Source organism: Actinokineospora terrae, from assembly GCF_900111175.1.
Lineage (GTDB): Bacteria > Actinomycetota > Actinomycetes > Mycobacteriales > Pseudonocardiaceae > Actinokineospora > Actinokineospora terrae.
Map to the genome: position 1 here is coordinate 14,856 of NZ_FOGI01000003.1, position 17,755 is coordinate 32,610.

Genomic DNA, 17,755 nt, shown 5'->3' on the forward strand with positions numbered 1-17,755 from the left:
GGTTCAGCGGGCCGCGGCGGATCAGCGGCGGTCCACCAAGCCCCCGGGGCGGGTTCTGCTTCCGCCCCGGGGTCGGGCTCGTGCCACCACCCGGCCCCCTCGGACCGGGCGGCGTCCTCCGGCATCAGAACTCGACGGGGGCCGGGGCGGTCTCGTCGGCGTCGAGCTTGGCACCGATGCCGAGCTTCTCCTTGATCCGCTTCTCGATCTCGTCGGCCACGTCCGGGTTGTCCAGCAGGAACTTGCGGGCGTTCTCCTTGCCCTGGCCGAGCTGGTCGCCCTCGTAGGTGTACCAGGCACCGGACTTGCGCAGGATGGCCTGGTCGACGCCCATGTCGATGAGCGAGCCCTCGCGGCTGATGCCCTTGCCGTAGAGGATGTCGAACTCGGCCTGCTTGAACGGCGGGGCGACCTTGTTCTTGACGACCTTGACCCTCGTGCGGTTGCCGACCGGCTCGCCGCCGTCCTTGAGGGTCTCGATGCGCCGGACGTCGAGCCGGACCGAGGCGTAGAACTTGAGCGCCTTGCCACCGGTCGTGGTCTCCGGGGACCCGAACATCACGCCGATCTTCTCGCGCAGCTGGTTGATGAAGATCGCGGTGGTGCCGGAGTTGTTCATCGCGCCGGTCATCTTGCGCAGCGCCTGGCTCATCAGCCTGGCCTGCAGGCCGACGTGGTTGTCGCCCATCTCGCCCTCGATCTCGGCGCGCGGCACCAGGGCGGCCACCGAGTCGATGACGATGAGGTCGAGCGCGCCGGAGCGGATCAGCATGTCGGCGATCTCCAGCGCCTGCTCACCGGTGTCCGGCTGGGAGACCAGCAGCGCGTCGGTGTCGACGCCGAGCGACTTGGCGTACTCGGGGTCGAGCGCGTGCTCGGCGTCGATGAACGCCGCGATGCCGCCCGCGCGCTGGGCGTTGGCCACCGCGTGCAGCGCGACGGTCGTCTTTCCGGAGGACTCCGGGCCGTAGATCTCGACGACCCGGCCGCGCGGCAGCCCGCCGATGCCCAGGGCGACGTCGAGGGCGATGGCGCCGGTCGGGATGACGGCGATCGGGGCCCGGCCCTCGTCACCGAGGCGCATCACCGAGCCCTTGCCGAAGTTCTTGTCGATCTGGGCAAGGGCGAGTTCGAGCGCCTTGTCCCGGTCGGGTGCTGCTGGCATCTTCGATCCACCTCGGGTCTGTTTCGTGCTCACGCCGAGCACGCTACGGGCAAGGACCGACGATTCTCGGCGGGCACCGCCGGTCTGTGGACAAACGGGGCCGTTGTGGATGGCACCGGTCGCGGACGCCACAGTAGCGAACACCTGTTCGACCTCCGGCACCGACACGCCGACACCCGCCGCGGTCAGCGCCGGTCGGGTGGTACCTCGAAGGCCTCGCAGACGGCCTGCCAGATCTCCTTGGTGGGCACGCCCGCCTCCAGCGCCTGGTCGACGGTGCGGCCACCGAGGGCGGCGAAGACGTGGTCGTGGGCGATGGTCTCGGCGTGGCCCGCGCCGAACTCGTCGGCGAGCATGGCCCGGAAGGTCGTGATGCGCATCGACGAGCAGTCTAGGCGCAGGGCACAATCGCGACCGTGCCCGTCGAACCGCCGTCCGCCCTGGAGAGCACCCTGATCGACATCGCCGTGCTCGGCGGGTTGGTCGCCGCGATCGTGCTGGGGATCATCGCGCTGCGCAACCGGCGGCGCTAGGGGCCGGGCTGGACCTTGGCGACGAAGAAGTCGGCCAGCGCGTCCGGTGTCGTCCCGGACCCGCGGGTCCCGCTCCGAGAGATCCACCCGACCAGGGGGCGGTCGGCCACGGTGAAGACCAGGACGCCGGTGCCGCCCTTGACGCCCGCCCGGAAGTCGCCCGAGAGCCCGTTGCCGCGCCACTCGGCGAGCACGTGGTCGCCGTCGGTCATCGCGGTGAGCTCGGAGTCGAACAGCTCCCGCACGTCTTCGCGCGAACCGAGGTGGGCGTAGTTGACGGTGTAGGACTCGGGTAGAGCACACGTGACGTCCGCGGGTGCCTTGCCTACTTGGCACTGGGCGCTACCGGGGACCTGACCGGCGAGCTGCCGTAGGCACTCGGTGAAGCCCGCGGAGTCCTTGGCGCCCTTGCTCTGGCAGGACGCGGCGCTCGGGAGGTCGTCGCTGGGGATGAGCAGGAAGATCCCGGCGACCACCGCGAGGACAGCGACCACGGCAGCGGAGATCACCAGCGGTAGCCTCGATCGCCTCGGTGGCGCTACCGGGCGCACCGGCGTCGGGAAGTTGACCTGCAACGGGCCCGTGAGCGGACCGGTGACCGGACCGGTGTAGGTGGGCTGCCTGCCCGGTTCGACCGTCGTGGTGCGCATGCTGATGCCCTCGCGGCTGACCAGGTGCGCGCCGAGGGCGACGGCGGTCTCGGGCTGGTCGAGGCTGGTCGGCACGATCCGCAACTGCTCGGCGATCAGGGTCGCGACCAGCGGGATCCGGCTGGACCCGCCGACCAGGTAGATCCCGGCCAGGCGGTCCGGCGTGGTGCCGGTGGAGCGGGTGGTGTCCGCGAGGACCTCGACGCTGCGCAGCAGGCTCGGCCGGATGAGGGCTTCCAACTCGGTGCGGGTGAGCAGCACGTCGTTGAACGGCGCGGGCATCGGGACCTCGGTCTGCGGGTGCCGCGACAGGGCTTCCTTGGCCGCCTTGACGTCCTCTTGCAGCGCACGGCGGGCTCGACGGTCCGCCGTGGACTCAGGCCGCAGCAGTCTCTGCCAACCGGCCGGATCGCGGTGAGAGCCCTGCCGACCCAGGTGGTCCAAGAGGGCCTGGTCGACATCGACGCCACCGAGGTCCTGAAGACCGGCCTCGGCCAAGACGGCGAAACCCTGCTGTGTAGCGGCAACCACGGCCACGTCGAAGGTTCCCGCACCGAGGTCGTAGACGGCCAACGCCTGACCTGGCGGCAACGGGTGCCCCAGCGAGGTGAAGTGCGCGGCAGCAGCGACCGGCTCGGGAACCAGCACGATGTTGGACCCCATGCCCGCCTGCTTGGCAGCGGACAACAGCACGTGGCGCCTGGCCGGTCCCCACTGCGCGGGGTGGGTCAGCCGGACCTCGTCAGGGTGTGCGCCGCCGAGCTGTCGGGTGACCTCTTCGATGATGTGGCGCAAGACCGCCGCGAGCGCCTCGGACACCGGGACGACGACGTCGCCGAGCAGCAGCGTCCCGTCGTCCACGCGCCGCTTCGGGTTGGGCTCGAACCGCGCCGGATCGAGCCGCGCCCGCCGCTCCGCGTCCCTGCCGACGACAAGCACGCCGTCCTCGCCCGCGTAAACAGCGGACGGCATGGTGTTGGCGCCGTCGACCTCGACCACCCGCGGTGGGCGACCGTGCGCGGACAGCACCGCCACGGTGTTGGAGGTGCCGAGGTCGACGGACAGGACGCGCATCGGGATCAGGCGCCGCTACCGGGCTTGACGTGCTCGTTGAAGAACGAGAGCACGTCGTCGGATCCCGGCAGGGCCATCACGGTGCCCATGACCGGTGTGTCCGCGACGGAGAACATGAGCAGGCTCGCGCCGCCCGAGATCTCCGCGTACTGGTACTTGCCGCTCTTGCCGCCGCCGTCCCAGTCGCCGGTGTGCCCCTGCTGGCCGAGCGCGGAGAAGGCCGCGTCGATGTTGGTGTCGACCAGGCCCTCGGAGGGGAACTGGTAGTAGAGGACGTAGTAGCCGTTGCCCGGCTTGCAGGTCACCGCGACCGCGCCCGCGGTGTCCAGGTCGCCTGCCCCCGGGATGTTCGTGCCGGTGTCGCAGTTGTGGTCGGCGACCGGACCAGCGATCTCCCGGATGCAGGCGGTGAACCCCTGCTCGTCGGTGGTCGTGTCGTCGCAGTTGGCGTTGACCGTGGAACCACCGGACGTGGCGACGATGATGCTGACGATGCCGATCACCACAACGGCAACGATGGCAGTGGCGATGTACCAGACCTTGTTCGAGTTCTGGCGCTGCATCGGTAAAGGGTGGTGCTGCACCGGGGTCGGGATCGACGGCGGGCTCTGCACCTGCGTCGGCACAGACGGCGGTGCCTGAACCGGGATCGGCCGCGACGGGGGGCCTTGCACGCGCTGGGGGCCGGAGGCGGGGTACTGCTGCACCGGGGTCGGCCCGGTCGACGGGGTCTGGGGGGTCTGGGATTGCGGCTGCGGGGCCTGCGCGTTGAAGCCGCTGGTTCGGGGCGGGACGGTCGCGCGGGAGCGGCGGACGGCGTCGATGGTGCCGGACATGTCGCCGGTGCGCATCGTGATGCCCTCCTGGGGCACGTGGTGCGCACCGAGGGCGACGGCGGTCTCCGGCTGGTCGAGGCTGGTCGGCACGACCCGCAGCTGCTCGGCGATCAGCGTCGCCACCAGCGGGATCCGGCTGGACCCGCCGACCAGGTAGATGCCGACCAGCCGGTCGGGGGTCATGCCGGTGGAGCGGATCGTCGCCGCCAGCAGCTCGACGCTGCGGAGCATGCCGGGGCGGATCAGGGCCTCCAGCTCGACCCGGGTCACCAGGACGTCGTCGAACGGCTCCGGCAGCGGGACCTCGGTCTGCGGGTGCCGCGAGAGCGCTTCCTTGGAGGCCTTGACGTCCTCGCGCAGCGCGCGTTGCGCCCGCCTGTCCCCGGTGGACTCAGGCCGCAGCAGTCGCTGCCAACCGGCCGGGTCGCGGTGGGAGACCTGACGGCCCACGTGCTCCAACAGCGCCTGGTCCACGTCAAGCCCACCGAGGTCCGGCAGGCCCGCCTCGGCCAGGACCACGAAGCCCTTTTGCGTAGCACCAACGATCGCGACGTCGAAAGTTCCCGCACCCAGGTCGTAGACGGCCAATGCCTGTCCGGAACCGAGTGTCTGCCCGGGAAAAGAGGCGAAGTGCGCGGCGGCGGCGACCGGTTCGGGAACCAGCACCAGGTTCGATCCCATGCCCGCCTGCCTGGCCGCGGACAGCAGCACGTTGCGGCGCACGGGACCCCACTGCGCGGGGTGGGTCAGCCGGACCTCGTCCGGCTTCTTGTTGCCCAGCTGGCGGGAGGTCTCCTCGGCCACGCGGCGCAGGACACCGGCCAGCGCGTCGGTGACCGGGACGACCGTGTCGCCGAGCAGCAGCGTGCCCTCGTCGACGCGGCGCTTGGGGTTGGGCTCGAAGCGGGAGGGGTCGAGCCGGGCGCGCCGCTCGGCGTCGCGGCCGACGACCAACCCGCCGTCCTCGCCCGCGAACACCGCCGAGGGCATCATCGACGCCCCGTCGACGTCGACCACCCGAGGCGGGCGGCCGTGCGCGGACAGCACGGCGACGGTGTTCGACGTGCCGAGATCGACCGACAGGACGTTCACTGCTCTCCCCTCAACGCAACCCCGACCGTGCTCTCCCCCAGGTTGTCGTCGCAGATGTTCCCATGCGTGACACGCCGTGCGGGCCTGGTCTCCCAGATCCGCACGTGCCCGAGGTCACCCGGGGTGGGGCCTTACCGTACCCAGGTCCGCGCCCGGCTCCCACGGCCAACACGGCGAGGTCCCGGGTGGACACTGAGCGCAGTTGTCCACAATCACCCCGGCCATCCACAGGTGCGGCCGCCGTGCTGGCGGTGTCGGACACCTGGGGTAACCATGGACGGGTGACCGCAGCAGCGCTCGACCTGTTCACCGCCCCGACCCGCCAGTGGTTCACGGGCGCGTTCGCCGCGCCGACCGAGGCCCAGGCCGGGGCCTGGCGGGCGGCCGCCGCGGGTGAGCACGCGCTCGTGGTCGCGCCGACCGGGTCGGGCAAGACGCTCGCGGCGTTCCTGTGGGCGCTCGACCGGCTGGCCGCCGAGGGCGTGCCGAGCGAGGCCAGGCAGCGGTGCCGGGTGCTGTACGTGTCCCCGCTCAAGGCGCTGGCGGTCGACGTGCAGCGCAACCTGCGCGCCCCGCTGGCGGGCATCCGGCAGGCCGCGCACCGGCTGGACCTGCCGGAACCGGACATCACGGTCGGCATGCGCACCGGCGACACGCCAGCCGACGAGCGCCGCTCGTTCGCCAGGACACCGCCGGACGTGCTGGTGACCACCCCGGAGTCGCTGTTCCTGCTGCTCACCTCGGCGGCGCGGGAGTCGCTGCGCGGGGTGCGCACGGTGATCGTCGACGAGGTGCACGCGGTGGCGGGCACCAAGCGCGGCTCGCACATGGCGGTGTCGCTGGAGCGGCTGGACGCGCTGCTGGAGCGGCCCGCGCAGCGGATCGGGCTGTCGGCGACGGTGCGGCCGGTGGAGGAGGTCAGCGGGTTCCTCTGCGGTGGCCGCCCGGTCACCGTGGTCCGGCCGACGATCGCGAAGACCATCGAGGTCAGCGTGGAGGTCCCGGTCGCCGACATGGCGAGCCTGGGCGAGGGCCCGGCCACCCCGGTCGACCCCGATTCCCCCGACGCCCCGGAGCGGCCCTCGATCTGGCCGCTGGTGGAGCAGCGGGTGCTGGAACTGGTGCGCGCGCACCGCTCGACGATCGTGTTCTCGAACTCGCGGCGGCTGGCCGAGCGGATGACCGCGCGGCTCAACGAGCTGGCGAGCGCGGAGTCCGAGGCACTGGCCCGGTTCCCGGCCGAGGCCATCGGGCAGTCCGGGCTGACCACGATGGTCGAGCCGGTGGTGGCCAGGGCGCACCACGGGTCGATGTCGCGGGAGCAGCGGACCCTGGTCGAGGAGGACCTCAAGTCGGGGCGGCTGCCGTGCGTGGTGGCGACGTCCTCGCTGGAGCTGGGCATCGACATGGGCGCGGTGGACCTGGTGGTGCAGATCGAGGCGCCGCCGACGGTGGCGGCCGGGATGCAGCGGGTGGGCCGGGCCGGGCACCAGGTGGGGGCGGTCTCGCGCGGGGTGATGTTCCCGAAGTTCCGCGGCGACCTGGTCTCCTGCGCGGTGGTGGCCGAGCGGATGGCGGGCGGCGCGATCGAGGCGGTCCGCTACCCGCGCAACCCGCTGGACGTGCTGGCCCAGCACGTGGTGGCGATGACGGCGCTCGAACCGTGGACGGTGACCGACCTGGCCGCGCTGATCCGCCGCGCCGCGCCGTACGCGTCGCTGCCGGACTCGGCGCTGTACTCGGTGCTCGACATGCTGGCGGGCCGGTACCCGAGCGAGGAGTTCGGCGAGCTGCGGCCCCGGATCACCTGGGACCGGGTCAGCGGGGAGCTGCGCGGGCGGCCGGGGGCGCAGCGGCTCGCGGTCACCTCCGGCGGCACCATCCCCGACCGGGGGCTGTTCACCGTGATGACCCCGCCGAACGAGCGCGGCGCCGGGTCGCGGGTCGGCGAGCTGGACGAGGAGATGGTGTACGAGTCGCGGGTCGGCGACACGTTCCTGCTGGGCACCTCGGCCTGGCGGGTGCAGGACATCACCCACGACCGGGTGATCGTCACGCCCGCGCCCGGCGAGCCCGCCCGGATGCCGTTCTGGAAGGGCGACGCGCCGGGTCGGCCGCTGGAGCTGGGGCGGGCACTGGGCGCGTTCGTCCGCGAACTGTCCGCTGTGGACGACCCGGCGGCCCGGCAGCGGGCGGCGGCGGCCGGGTTGGACGAGTGGGCCACCGACAACCTGCTGGCGTACCTGCGGGAGCAGCGCGAGGCGACCAGGCACGTGCCGGACGACCGGACCGTGCTGGTGGAGCGGTTCCGCGACGAGCTCGGCGACTGGCGGCTGGTGGTGCACTCGCCGTTCGGCGCGCAGGTGAACGCGCCGTGGGCGCTGGCGATCGGCGCCAGGCTGCGGGAGCGGCGCGGGGTGGAGGCGCAGATCGCGCACTCCGACGACGGGATCGTGCTGCGGCTGCCGGACGCGGTCGACGACGCGGGCCAGGAGGTGGTGGCCGGGGTCGAGGACGTGCTGCTCGACCCGGAGGAGGTGGAGCAGGTCGTGGTCGCGGAGGTGGGCGGGTCGGCGCTGTTCGCGTCCCGGTTCCGCGAGTGCGCGGCCAGGTCGTTGCTGCTGCCGCGGCGCGATCCCCGGCGGCGGACCCCGCTGTGGCAGCAACGGCAGCGGTCGGCGCAACTGCTGTCGGTCGCGGCGAAGTACGAGCAGTTCCCGGTGGTGCTGGAGGCCATGCGGGAGTGCCTGCAGGACGTGTACGACGTGTCCGGGCTGCGCGAGCTGATGTCGGACGTGCGGGCGCGGCGGGTGCGGGTGGTCGAAGTGGAGACACCGTCGGCGTCGCCGTTCGCGCGGAGCCTGCTGTTCGGGTACGTGGGGATGTTCCTCTACGGGTCCGACGTGCCGTTGGCGGAGCGGCGGGCGGCGGCGCTCTCGCTCGACAGCGCGCTGCTGGCGGAGTTGCTCGGCTCGGAGGCGATCCGCGAACTGCTCGACCCCGAGGTGCTGGCCGAGGTGGAGCAGTCGCTGCAGCGGCTGGACCCGAAGCGGCACGCCAGGCACGCCGAGGACGCCGCCGACCTGCTGCGGTTCCTCGGCGACCTGTCCGAGGCGGAGGCGGCGGCGCGGGGCGTCCAGCCGGAGTGGTTGGCCGAGTTGGCGACGGCGCGGCGGGCGCTGCTGGTGCGGATCGCGGGCGAGGAGCGCTACATCTCGATCGAGGACGCGGGTCGGGTCCGCGACGCGTTGGGCACCGCGTTGCCGGTAGGCGTACCGGAGGCATTCACCGAACCGGTCGCGGATCCGGTGGGCGACCTGTTGGCGCGGTACGCCCGCACGCACGGCCCGTTCCCCGCCGCGGAGGCGGCGGCCCGGTTCGGGTTGGGGGTCTCGGTGGTGACCGGGGTGTTGGAGCGGTTGGCGGGCGCGGGCCGGTTGGTGCGCGGTGAACTGCGGCCGGGTGGCAAGCACACCGAGTACTGCGACGCGGATGTGTTGCGGCGGTTGCGGCGCGGGTCGCTGGCGCGGCTGCGGGCGGAGGTGGAGCCGGTCGAGCCTGCCGCGCTGGGGCGGTTCTTGCCGAGCTGGCACGGGGTCGGGCGCCGGTTGCGGTCAGCGCCAACGGCGGACGACGTGCTGTCGGTGGTGGAGCAGTTGGCGGGGGCGCCATTGCCCGCCAGTGCTGTGGAGTCGTTGATCCTGCCTGCGCGGCTGCCCGGGTATACGCCAGCCTTGCTGGATGAGCTAACGGCGGCAGGTGAGGTCACCTGGTGCGGTAGCGGTGCCTTGGCGGGTGGCGACGGGTGGGTGGCGTTGGCTCCCTCGGACGTGGCGGATCTGTTGCTACCGGACGTCGAGGAAGCGGTGCCGGACACGCCACTGCACGGGGCCGTACTGTCTTCTTTGGACACTGGGGCGCTGTTCTTCCGCCAGGTCGCCGATCGGGCGGGGGCGATCCTGGTCGATGGTGGTGCGGAGGTCCCCGGCGACCAGGACGTCGTGACCGCGTTGTGGGATCTGGTGTGGGGCGGTCTTGTCACCAACGACACGATCGCACCGTTGCGGGCTCTAGTCGCGGGCAAGGGCGCCGCGCACAAACCGCGCCCGACCGCACCGCGCGGCCGGTACGCCCGCATGCGCGCGGCACGACCGGTGATGCCGAGCCGCACGGGTCCGCCCACGGTCGGCGGGCGGTGGTCGCTGGTGGTGGCGCGCGAGGAAGACCCGACTCGGCGCGCGCACGCCCGCGCGGAGGCGTTCCTGGAACGGCACGGTGTCCTGACCCGCGGCGCGTTGGACACCGAGCGGGTGGTCGGCGGGTTCAGCGGCGTCTACAAGGTGCTGCGGGCGATGGAGGACACGGGGCAGATCATCCGCGGGTACGTGGTGGAGGGGCTGGGCGCGTCCCAGTTCGCGGCGCGCGGCGCGGTGGACCGGCTGCGCGCGCTCTCCCGCCCGGACGCCGCTCCCCCGGTGCCCGACGTGCGGCTCGGTGAGGGCTGGCCGGTGCCTGCCAGCATGCAGCGGCCCCCGCAGTCCACTCCGGACCGGAAGGTGGACGCCGTCGTCCTCGCCGCCGCCGACCCGGCCCAGCCCTACGGCGCCGCCCTCGACTGGCCAGAGCCTGTCGGCGAGGGCAAACACCGCCCCGGCCGCAAAGCAGGCGCACTCGCCATCCTCGTCGAGGGCACCCCCGCCCTCTACGTGGAACGCGGCGGCCGCACCCTGCTCTCCTTCACCGAGGACACCCCCACCCTCCAAGCCGCCGCCCAAGCCCTCTCCCGCGCCGTCAAAGAAGGCTGGCTAGGCCCCCTCTCCCTCCAAAAAACCGACGGCGAAACAGCCCTGACCTCCCCCCTATCCACCATCCTGCGCGACGCGGGCTTCCGCCCCACCCCCAAGGGCCTCCGCCTCCGCGCCTGAGTTCGGCCCCCATCACCTCAATCAGTCGCAAGAGATCGGCCTGGAGCAACAACCCAAGCCGGGCCAAGGAAGGGAGAAGGTTCAGCGGGGAGTGAGGATGCAGAACTCATTGCCCTCCGGATCCGTGAGCACCACCCAAGGCACACCACGTTGCCTGACATCCGCGAGAGTGGTGTCAAGGACTGATCACAGGACGGACAAGGGGCCAGTGAGGAGGAGACCTGACGAAGGCGGAGAGACCGGCCACGTGCAGAGGCGGGGTGTGCGACAGGGGCCGAGAGGTAACCATGCAACAAGAGTGCGTCCGGCAGGCTGTGCCTAGGCGTTGAAGGGCAGCGGCTTCGGCGTGCTGGCCGTGGTCAAGTGGACGAGGTTCCGGCCCGAGTCCGAGGTCAACGGCGGGATCGCCCTGATCTCGACCTGGCCGCCACCCTCCGCGCCGCAGCTTCCGAGCCACCCCAAGGGCGTACGCCTCTGCGCGCAAGTTCGGCCCAGCCCCAGCGGCAACCAGGTGCGGAGGCAGATCATCTGCGCGCCAAGGGGAGGCCCCCTGCAAGAAGGAAGACGGGCTGGCGATCAGCGAGGAGTAAGGATGCAGAACTCATTGCCCTCCGGATCCGTGAGCACCACCCAAGGCACATCACCCTGACCAACATCCGCGAGGGTGGCGCCGAGGGCTTGGAGGCGGGCGGCCTCAGCGTGTTGGTCCTCGTCCGGATGTGGGGCGACGTCGAGGTGGAGGGGGTTTTTGGTGAGTTTGGGGTCGGTGGTGCGGAGGAACTCGAGCCAGGGGCCGTGGCGGTCGGGGGCGTGCAGGGACGCGAAGGCGGGTTCGTCGCGGACTATGCGGTGGCCGGTGGCGGCGGCCCAGAAGGTGGCTTGGGCGCTGGGGTCGAGGGCGTCGATCACGATGGCGGCGATGGCGCCGGTGTCGGCGTACTCGGGGCGGGGTTCGAGGACGCAGAACTCGTTGCCCTCCGGGTCGGCGAGGACGACCCACGGCACGTCGCCCTGGCCGACGTCGACCGGGCGGGCACCCAGGCCCAGCGCGCGGCGGACGGTCGCGTCCTGGTCGGTCGGCGACACGCTGGACAGGTCGAGGTGGACGCGGTTCTTGCCGCCCTGGGGGTTCGGGGCGGGCACGAACACCAGGTCCATGTCCCAGCCGTCCTCTTCCGGGGCGGTGACGTCGATCTCGCCGTCCTCGGCGAAGGTGATCGGCCACCCCAGCAGGTCGGCCCAGAAGCGCGCCAGGGCGGGCGGGTCGGCGGCGTCCACCACGAAGTTGACCAAGCGGGTCGGCATGCCTGGACGCTAGTGCACGAGGCCGCCACCCGCCGAAGGCCGATCAGCCCACCCTGCGGTACGTCCCCAGCACGATGGGTCCGTCCATGGTGAACACCAGCTCGTCCCCGCGCAGCGCGTACGAGGTCGCCTTGGTCAGCACGGAGGTGTTGGGCACGTTGGCGCACCCGATGAGCGTCGACGGGCCGTCGGTGGTGGCGCTGAAAACCCCGTTGTCCGCGTGGTAGCGACCCGCGGACCCGTTGCACCCGTCGGACGCCTCCCAGTGGCCGTCGTCGGTGAAGCGGACCAGTGGCGGCTCGCGCCGCGGGGTGTCGATGGAGCCGGTGAACCCGACGAGCGACACAGGTTCCCACTCGCCGACCACCCCGGGGAAGGCAGGCATTTGCGCGGCTCCGGCGGTGGACGTCGCCATCTCCTGCCGGCCCCGCGCCGCCGCGAAGACCAGCCCGCCGACCAGCGCGATCACCGCGACCCCGGCCGCCACCGCCAGCCGGGCGGTCCGCCGCCGCCGGACGCGGTGGTGGACGGCGGCCAGCATGCCGTCGCCGGTCGGGGCGTACGCGGCGCCCTCGGTGAAGGCGTCCCGCAGTCGTCGCTCCGCCTCGTTCATCGGTCCTCCTCCCTACTCGCCCGCGGGCTCCATCGTCTCGCCCCACGCGGTGCGCAGGCTGTTCAGCGCCCGCGACGCCTGGGACCGCACGGTGCTCTCCGCGCAGCCCAGCAGTTCCGCGATCGCCCGGTCGTCCCGGTCCTCGTAGAAGCGCAGCACCAGCACGGCCCGTTGCCTCGGCGGCAACGCCGCGAGCGCACCCCACGTCTGCGCCCGGGCGGCCACGTTGTCGGCGTGATCACCGGCGCCGGCCACCTCGAACCACGCGTCGCCCGGTTGGACCGGCAACTCGGAGTTGGACCGTTTGCGCTGCCAGTCGATGTTGGCGTTAACCATGATGCGGCGCAGGTAGGCGTCAGGGTGGTCGGCGGCCGCTACACGACGCCAACGGCCGTGCGCCTTGAGCAACGCCGTCTGCACCAAGTCCTCGGCCAGGTGGCGGTCACCGGTAAGCAGGTACGCGAACCGCAGCAGCGCCTGGCCGCGGTCCCGCACGTACTCGTCGAAGGTCATCCCCACCCTTTCCGCCCTGACCTCCAGACGGAGCGGGGGGCGGGATCCGCTGCACGCGGCGTCGGATCAGGTCGGCACCCGGCTGGGCACGAGCCGGAACTCGTTGCCCTCCGGGTCGTGGAAGGCGCCGTCGTACTCGGTCGCGCCCCGGGTCAGCAGGTCGGAGGCGTCGGACTCGTCGTCGGTGGCCAGCGTCAGCCGGATGCGGTTGGGGCCGCGGCGCTGGTCGGGGACGCGGAGGAACTCGATCCACGGCCCGGCCCGCTCGCTGGCCCGCAGCGCCGCGGAGTTCTCCTCGGTGTGCACCAGCGGCCACCCGGTCGCCGCCGACCAGAAGGTGGCCAGCCGGGTGGGATCGACCGCGTCGACGACGAGCGCGGCGAGCGGCCCGGTGTGGTGGTAGAGGTCCCCGGGTTCGAGGATGCAGAACTCGTTGCCCGCCGGGTCGCGGAACACCGTCCACGGCACCCCCGGCCCCTGCCCCACGTTGACCTCGACCGCCCCCACGTCGGCGGCCAGCGAGGTCAGCACCTGGTACTCGTGCGGGCTCTCCGTCGCCAGGTCCAGGTGGATCCGGTTCTTGGCCGTCTTGTCCCACCTGGCGGGAACGAAAGCCAGGTCCAACCCGCACCCGCCCAGGTCGGGCGCCACCAGGCGGTGACAACCGCCGCGCCCCGGGGTGGCGGTGCCGCCGAGCATGATGTACCAGAACTGCGCGGCGGCCGCCGGGTCGGTCGCATCGATCACGAGACTCGCCAGCCGGGTGGACATGTCCGACACCGTAGTCCTTTCGGCGCACCGGGGTCGTTTCCCGCCTTTCCCCGCCACCGGTCGGGCGGTCGGCACCGATCCGCACCGGGGGCCGCCGAAAGAGTCCTTTGTGGAGCCGTCAGCGGGTGGCCAGGCGCAGGAGTGCCCAGAGTTGGGTCAGGGCGTCGAGGTCTCCGGTGCGGGTCACGGCTGGGTTGAAGACGGCGGTGCGGCCCCAGAGCCAGAGGTAGAGGGCTTGGGGTGGGCCGGACACCGTTGCGGCGGCGGACGTCGGGGCGGCGGACAGCGCAGCCGTGGTGTGGTCTGTGGTGACTTCGGCCAGCCACGTCCGGTCCGCGGTGTGGACGGCGACCGTGGTGGCCCGGGTGCCGGAGACGCCGAGGACGGCTAGGCGATGGGTGAACCACAGGGTCAGGACCTCGTCCACGCCGTCGACCGCCACGTCCTCCGGGACCGGCGTGATGTCCCCGCCCGCAGCCGCTTGGACGTCCACGCGGTGCACGGTCGCCTCGTGGGCCATCCGGCGGCGCCAGAAGCCGTACGTCTGGTCGGTCGGGTGCCAGCCGGGGCACGGGGCGTCGGCGGCGTTGGCCTCCAGTTCGCCCAGCAGGGCGCGCAGGCCGTCGAGCAGGTAGTGCTCGACGGGTTCGCCGTCGCGGGGTTGGCGCTGCCAGGTGGTGGGGCGGGTGCCGGTGCGGATCCAGGTCAGCGCCATGCGGTAGACGCTGCCCAGGTGGCGGGTGGTCTCGCCGACGGTCAGGCCGGGGCAGCCGGGGACCGGGCGGTCCTGGTCGGCCGCCGCGGCGCTGGTTGCCAGCAGCGTGGTCTCGGTCTCCAGCACGTCGAGCAGTCGGTCCGCGGCGAGCAGCCCGGTCACCGCCGGGTGCCGTGCACGGCGCGGTGGATCAGCGCGAGGAACTCGGCGGTCTGCCGGTGCAGGTCCTCGGCGGCGCGCGGGCCGACCCGGCTGGTGATGCCCGCCTGCACCGCGGCGCGGGTGGCCGAGCAGGAGGCGAAGTACGCCGCCCACTCGCGCATCTCCGGGGCCACCGACGCCATCAGCGTCCACACGCTGGTCGGCTTGGCCCGACCCCGGTGCGGGCGGCCGCGGGCGGCGAGCAGCGCGGCGGCGGCGCGCAGGGCGCACAGGTAGGACTCGGTGAACAGGTGCGCGGGGGTCGCCCGCTCCGACACCGCGGCGAACCCGCGCTCGGCCTGGCCGAGCAGGGTCACCGCGGCGGCCGGTGGTGCCTGGGTGACGGGGAAGTCCAGCGTGCTGGTCATCTAGGGCCTCCTCCCGATCGAGACGTCACGAACGACAGCGACGAACCCGCCGAGGGGAAGCCGGCGGCGCCCGGTGGTGAGGCGCTTCCCCCGCCCCACCACCGGGCATCGTTCGAACTCATGTTCGAACAAAGTCAGCGTAACCCGTGGTGGGACCGGGTTCAAGCGAACTCCGGTGTGACGTGGCGGGGGTGTGGGGCGCGGCCGGGCGGCGGGTGGTGTGATGGAGCGGTGAGCACACCCGAGCACCGCGGGGTCACCGCGATCGCCGACGCCCTGCGCGCGGCCGGACTGCCCGAGGCCGCGGCCGGGATCCGCTTCCTCGACGACGACGTGCGCACCGCCGCCGCGGCCGCCGAGGCGATAGGCGTGCCGGTCGGCGCGATCGCCAACAGTCTCGTGTTCGTCGCGGACGGATCGCCGCTACTGGTCCTGACCTCGGGTGATCACCGCGCCGACACTACGAAGCTCGCCGCGCTCGTAGGCGTCACCGAGGTCGGTAAGGCCACCCCCGCGTTCGTCCGGGAGCACACCGGCCAGGCCATCGGCGGCGTGGCCCCGATCGGGCACCCGGCGCCGTTGCGCACCCTGGTGGACAGCCACCTGGAGCGGTACCCGGTGGTCTGGGCGGCGGCCGGTCACCCCAAGTCGGTGTTCCCCACGACCTACGCCGATCTGGTGACCCTCACCGGGGGCACGGCTGCGCGGGTCGGCGTCGAGGAGGATGATCCGTCCTCGTGACCGCCGCTCCCTCACCCCGCGTCGCCCGCTTCGCCGAGCTGACCGGCGACGACCTGCGGAGTCGCCTGCGCGAGGCGCTGGTGCTGTACGTGAACGCCATGCGCTACCCCAAGGGCACCGCCGAGCAGCGGGCCCCGATGTGGCTGGCGCACATGCTGCGGGTCGGGTGGCGCTGCGTGGCCGCGTTCGACGCCGAGGACCGGATGGCGGGCATCGCCTACGGCTACCAGGGCGCCCCCGGGCAGTGGTGGCACGAGCAGGTCAAGCGCGGGGTCACCGAGCGGCACGGCCACGAGGTCGCCGAGCGGTGGATGGAGGACTACTTCGAGCTCACCGAGCTGCACGTGCGCCCGGACAGCCAGGGGCAGGGCATCGGCGGCGAGCTGATCCGCAAACTGGTGGCGGGTACGGGTAACGCGCACGTGCTGCTGTCCACGCCCGAGGGGCCTTCCCGGGCGTGGAACCTCTACCGCAAGCTGGACTTCGTCGACGTACTACGCGAGTACCAGTTCGCGGGGGATCCACGCCCGTTCGGCGTCCTCGGTCGTACCCTGCCGCTTGCCTAGATAGCCGCCAGCCGCTCGCGCAGCGTGTCGAGCCCCATAGCGCCCATCACCAACGCGTCCTGGTGGAAAGCCTTGAGGTCGAACGCGTCGCCCCTACGGGCCTTGGCCTCGTCGCGGGCCTGTAGCCACAACCGCTCACCCAGCTTGTACGTGGGCGCTTGCCCCGGCCAGCCCAGGTAGCGGTCGATCTCGTCGTGCACGTGGGTCGGGTCGGTGATGGTGCGGGTGAGCATGAACTCCAGGCCCAGCTCGGGGGTCCACCGCTCGCCGGGGTGGAAGCCGTGCCCCGACGGGATCCGCAGCTTGAGGTGCATGCCGATGTCGACGATCACCCGCGCCGCGCGGAACAGGTGCGCGTCGAGCATGCCGAGCAGGTCGCCGTCGTCGGACAGGTAGCCGAACTCGCGCATCAGCCGCTCGGCGTAGAGCGCCCAGCCCTCGCCGTGCGCGGGCACCCAGGTCAGCAGGCGCTGGAACCGGTTGAGGTCGGCCGCCTGGTAGACCGCCGTGGCGATCTGCAGGTGGTGACCGGGGACGCCCTCGTGGTAGACGGTGGTGACCTCGCGCCAGGTCGAGAAGTCCTCGCGCTCGGCTGGCACGGACCACCACATGCGGCCGGGGCGCACCCAGTCGTCGGTGGGGCCGGTGTAGTAGGCGCCGACGCTGCCGCCGGGCGGGGCGATGCGGCACTCCAGGCGCATCAACGGGTCCGGGATCTCGAAGTGCACCCCGCGCAGGTCGGCCAGCGCCTGGTCCGACAGCCGCTGCATCCACTCCTCCAGCGCCTTCTGGCCCCGGACCTGGTAGCGCGGGTCGGCGTCGAGCACGGCGGCGGCCTCGGCGATCGACGCCCCGGCGGAGATCCGGTCGGCGACCTGCTTCATCTCCGCTTCCAGCCGGGTGAACTCGGCCCAGCCCCACTCGTAGGCCTCGTGCAGGTCGAGCCGGGCGCCGGTGAACTCGCGCGACCACAGGCGGTACCGGTCCTCGCCCACGGCGTCCTCGGAGGGCGCCTTACCGGCGAGCTCGCCGGTAAGGAAGTCGGCGAGACCCGCGTAGGCGCTAGAGGCGCCCGCGGCCGCCGCGTCGAGGTCTGAGCGCAGCGCGCCCTCGACCTGGGCGCCGGAGACGAGGTCGGTGAAGAACGAGGTGGACCAGGTGCGGCACTGGTCGGCGACCTTGGTGACCTGGCGCAGCGCGGCGACGTCACCCTTGGCGGCCGCGGCGCGCAGCGACCGCTGGTACCCGGCGAGCGCGGTCGGCACCTGGCCGAGCCGGGCGGCGATGACGGCCCAGTCGTCGGCGGTGTCGTTGGGCATCAGGTCGAACACCTGCCGCACGTCCTGCGGCGGCGAGGCGATCACGTTCAGGTCGGCGAGCCGCTCACCGGCCTCGAACAGCTCGACCTGCAGCCCGACCCGCTCGGTGAACACGGCCTTGGCGTTGGCCTCGCCCGCGTCGGCTGGCTCGACGCCGCCGATGGCGGCCAGCGCGGCCTTGGCCAGGTCGGCGCGGGCGGTGATGCCGTCCGGGGACAGGTCGGGCAGGTCGCGGTCGTGCCCGGCGACACCGACCAGGGTCGCCAGGATCGGGTCGGCGGCGGCGATGTCGTCGACGTAGCGGTCGCAGATCTGGTGCACGCCGTCGTGCGGGGAGGACGCCATGGTCAGCCACGTTACCCAACAGT

Annotated in this window: 15 protein-coding genes; 3 read left to right on the top strand and 12 right to left on the bottom strand. The window is 72.5% G+C overall.

Annotated elements, in window-relative coordinates; genetic code table 11:
• Window positions 1-124: 124 nt before the first annotated feature.
• The 4 genes from recA to BMY07_RS06155 all read right to left on the bottom strand — a co-directional run bounded on the left by recA (window position 125) and on the right by BMY07_RS06155 (window position 5,350).
• Window positions 125-1,165 carry a recombinase RecA gene (recA, locus tag BMY07_RS06140; RefSeq protein ID WP_092775501.1) on the bottom strand — a complete coding sequence of 347 codons (1,041 nt, stop codon included), beginning with the start codon at window positions 1,163-1,165 and terminating at the stop codon, window positions 125-127.
• A gap of 185 nt (window positions 1,166-1,350) precedes the next feature.
• A complete protein-coding gene (locus tag BMY07_RS06145) occupies window positions 1,351-1,545 on the bottom strand; it encodes a DUF3046 domain-containing protein (protein ID WP_092775502.1) in 195 nt (64 codons plus the stop codon).
• 149 nt (window positions 1,546-1,694) lie between these two features.
• The gene (locus BMY07_RS06150) at window positions 1,695-3,422 is read right to left on the bottom strand and encodes an Hsp70 family protein (protein WP_092775503.1); all 1,728 of its coding nucleotides are present in this window, start codon (window positions 3,420-3,422) and stop codon (window positions 1,695-1,697) included.
• A 5-nt stretch (window positions 3,423-3,427) separates the two neighbouring features.
• Window positions 3,428-5,350 (bottom strand): Hsp70 family protein, encoded by a 1,923-nt coding sequence (locus BMY07_RS06155; RefSeq protein WP_092775504.1) that lies wholly within the window; start codon window positions 5,348-5,350, stop codon window positions 3,428-3,430.
• Window positions 5,351-5,631: 281 nt separating this feature from the next.
• Here BMY07_RS06155 and BMY07_RS06160 point away from each other — a divergent pair, with 281 nt between their 5' ends.
• Window positions 5,632-10,275: an ATP-dependent helicase gene (locus tag BMY07_RS06160; protein ID WP_092776024.1), complete on the top strand. Its 4,644-nt coding sequence runs from the start codon at window positions 5,632-5,634 to the stop codon at window positions 10,273-10,275.
• Between the two features lie 318 nt (window positions 10,276-10,593).
• Here the strand turns inward: BMY07_RS06160 and BMY07_RS34165 are convergent, their stop codons facing one another.
• From BMY07_RS34165 to BMY07_RS06190, 7 genes are all read right to left on the bottom strand, one after another.
• Complete coding sequence (locus BMY07_RS34165; protein WP_177215471.1) at window positions 10,594-10,737, bottom strand: hypothetical protein; 144 nt, start codon at window positions 10,735-10,737, stop codon at window positions 10,594-10,596.
• A gap of 114 nt (window positions 10,738-10,851) precedes the next feature.
• Window positions 10,852-11,580 (bottom strand): VOC family protein, encoded by a 729-nt coding sequence (locus tag BMY07_RS06165; protein ID WP_092775505.1) that lies wholly within the window; start codon window positions 11,578-11,580, stop codon window positions 10,852-10,854.
• A 43-nt stretch (window positions 11,581-11,623) separates the two neighbouring features.
• Window positions 11,624-12,193, bottom strand: a complete 570-nt coding sequence (locus BMY07_RS06170) for an META domain-containing protein (protein ID WP_092775506.1) — start codon at window positions 12,191-12,193, stop codon at window positions 11,624-11,626.
• 12 nt (window positions 12,194-12,205) lie between these two features.
• A complete protein-coding gene (locus BMY07_RS06175) occupies window positions 12,206-12,706 on the bottom strand; it encodes a SigE family RNA polymerase sigma factor (protein ID WP_092775507.1) in 501 nt (166 codons plus the stop codon).
• Window positions 12,707-12,772: 66 nt separating this feature from the next.
• Window positions 12,773-13,477, bottom strand: coding sequence for a VOC family protein (locus BMY07_RS06180; RefSeq protein ID WP_143073380.1), 705 nt, complete (start codon window positions 13,475-13,477; stop codon window positions 12,773-12,775).
• Window positions 13,478-13,595: 118 nt separating this feature from the next.
• Window positions 13,596-14,354 (bottom strand): maleylpyruvate isomerase family mycothiol-dependent enzyme, encoded by a 759-nt coding sequence (locus BMY07_RS06185; RefSeq protein WP_092775509.1) that lies wholly within the window; start codon window positions 14,352-14,354, stop codon window positions 13,596-13,598.
• The gene (locus BMY07_RS06190) at window positions 14,351-14,761 is read right to left on the bottom strand and encodes an SAV_6107 family HEPN domain-containing protein (protein ID WP_092775510.1); all 411 of its coding nucleotides are present in this window, start codon (window positions 14,759-14,761) and stop codon (window positions 14,351-14,353) included. The genes BMY07_RS06185 and BMY07_RS06190 overlap by 4 nt, the downstream gene beginning before the upstream one ends.
• A 231-nt stretch (window positions 14,762-14,992) precedes the next feature.
• On the opposite strand from BMY07_RS06190, the gene BMY07_RS06195 reads away from it, so the two are divergent.
• Together BMY07_RS06195 and BMY07_RS06200 are read left to right on the top strand one after the other, a co-directional pair.
• Window positions 14,993-15,502 carry a YbaK/EbsC family protein gene (locus tag BMY07_RS06195; protein ID WP_092775511.1) on the top strand — a complete coding sequence of 170 codons (510 nt, stop codon included), beginning with the start codon at window positions 14,993-14,995 and terminating at the stop codon, window positions 15,500-15,502.
• Window positions 15,499-16,068, top strand: a complete 570-nt coding sequence (locus BMY07_RS06200) for a GNAT family N-acetyltransferase (RefSeq protein WP_092775512.1) — start codon at window positions 15,499-15,501, stop codon at window positions 16,066-16,068. Before BMY07_RS06195 ends, BMY07_RS06200 begins: the two co-directional genes overlap by 4 nt.
• Here the strand turns inward: BMY07_RS06200 and BMY07_RS06205 are convergent.
• Window positions 16,065-17,732, bottom strand: a complete 1,668-nt coding sequence (locus tag BMY07_RS06205) for a DUF885 domain-containing protein (protein ID WP_092776027.1) — start codon at window positions 17,730-17,732, stop codon at window positions 16,065-16,067. The two genes, BMY07_RS06200 and BMY07_RS06205, sit on opposite strands and share 4 nt — an antisense overlap.
• Between the last annotated feature and the right edge of the window lie 23 nt (window positions 17,733-17,755).

Bases quoted from the DNA above. Each gene is read 5' to 3' on its own strand.
- recA (WP_092775501.1), bottom strand. From the start codon at position 1,165: ATGCCAGCAGCACCCGACCGGGACAAGGCGCTCGAACTCGCCCTTGCC.
- BMY07_RS06145 (WP_092775502.1), bottom strand. From the start codon at position 1,545: ATGCGCATCACGACCTTCCGGGCCATGCTCGCCGACGAGTTCGGCGCG.
- BMY07_RS06150 (WP_092775503.1), bottom strand. From the start codon at position 3,422: ATGCGCGTCCTGTCCGTCGACCTCGGCACCTCCAACACCGTGGCGGTG.
- BMY07_RS06165 (WP_092775505.1), bottom strand. From the start codon at position 11,580: ATGCCGACCCGCTTGGTCAACTTCGTGGTGGACGCCGCCGACCCGCCC.
- BMY07_RS06170 (WP_092775506.1), bottom strand. From the start codon at position 12,193: ATGAACGAGGCGGAGCGACGACTGCGGGACGCCTTCACCGAGGGCGCC.
- BMY07_RS06175 (WP_092775507.1), bottom strand. From the start codon at position 12,706: ATGACCTTCGACGAGTACGTGCGGGACCGCGGCCAGGCGCTGCTGCGG.
- BMY07_RS06180 (WP_143073380.1), bottom strand. From the start codon at position 13,477: ATGTCCACCCGGCTGGCGAGTCTCGTGATCGATGCGACCGACCCGGCG.
- BMY07_RS06190 (WP_092775510.1), bottom strand. From the start codon at position 14,761: ATGACCAGCACGCTGGACTTCCCCGTCACCCAGGCACCACCGGCCGCC.
- BMY07_RS06205 (WP_092776027.1), bottom strand. From the start codon at position 17,732: ATGGCGTCCTCCCCGCACGACGGCGTGCACCAGATCTGCGACCGCTAC.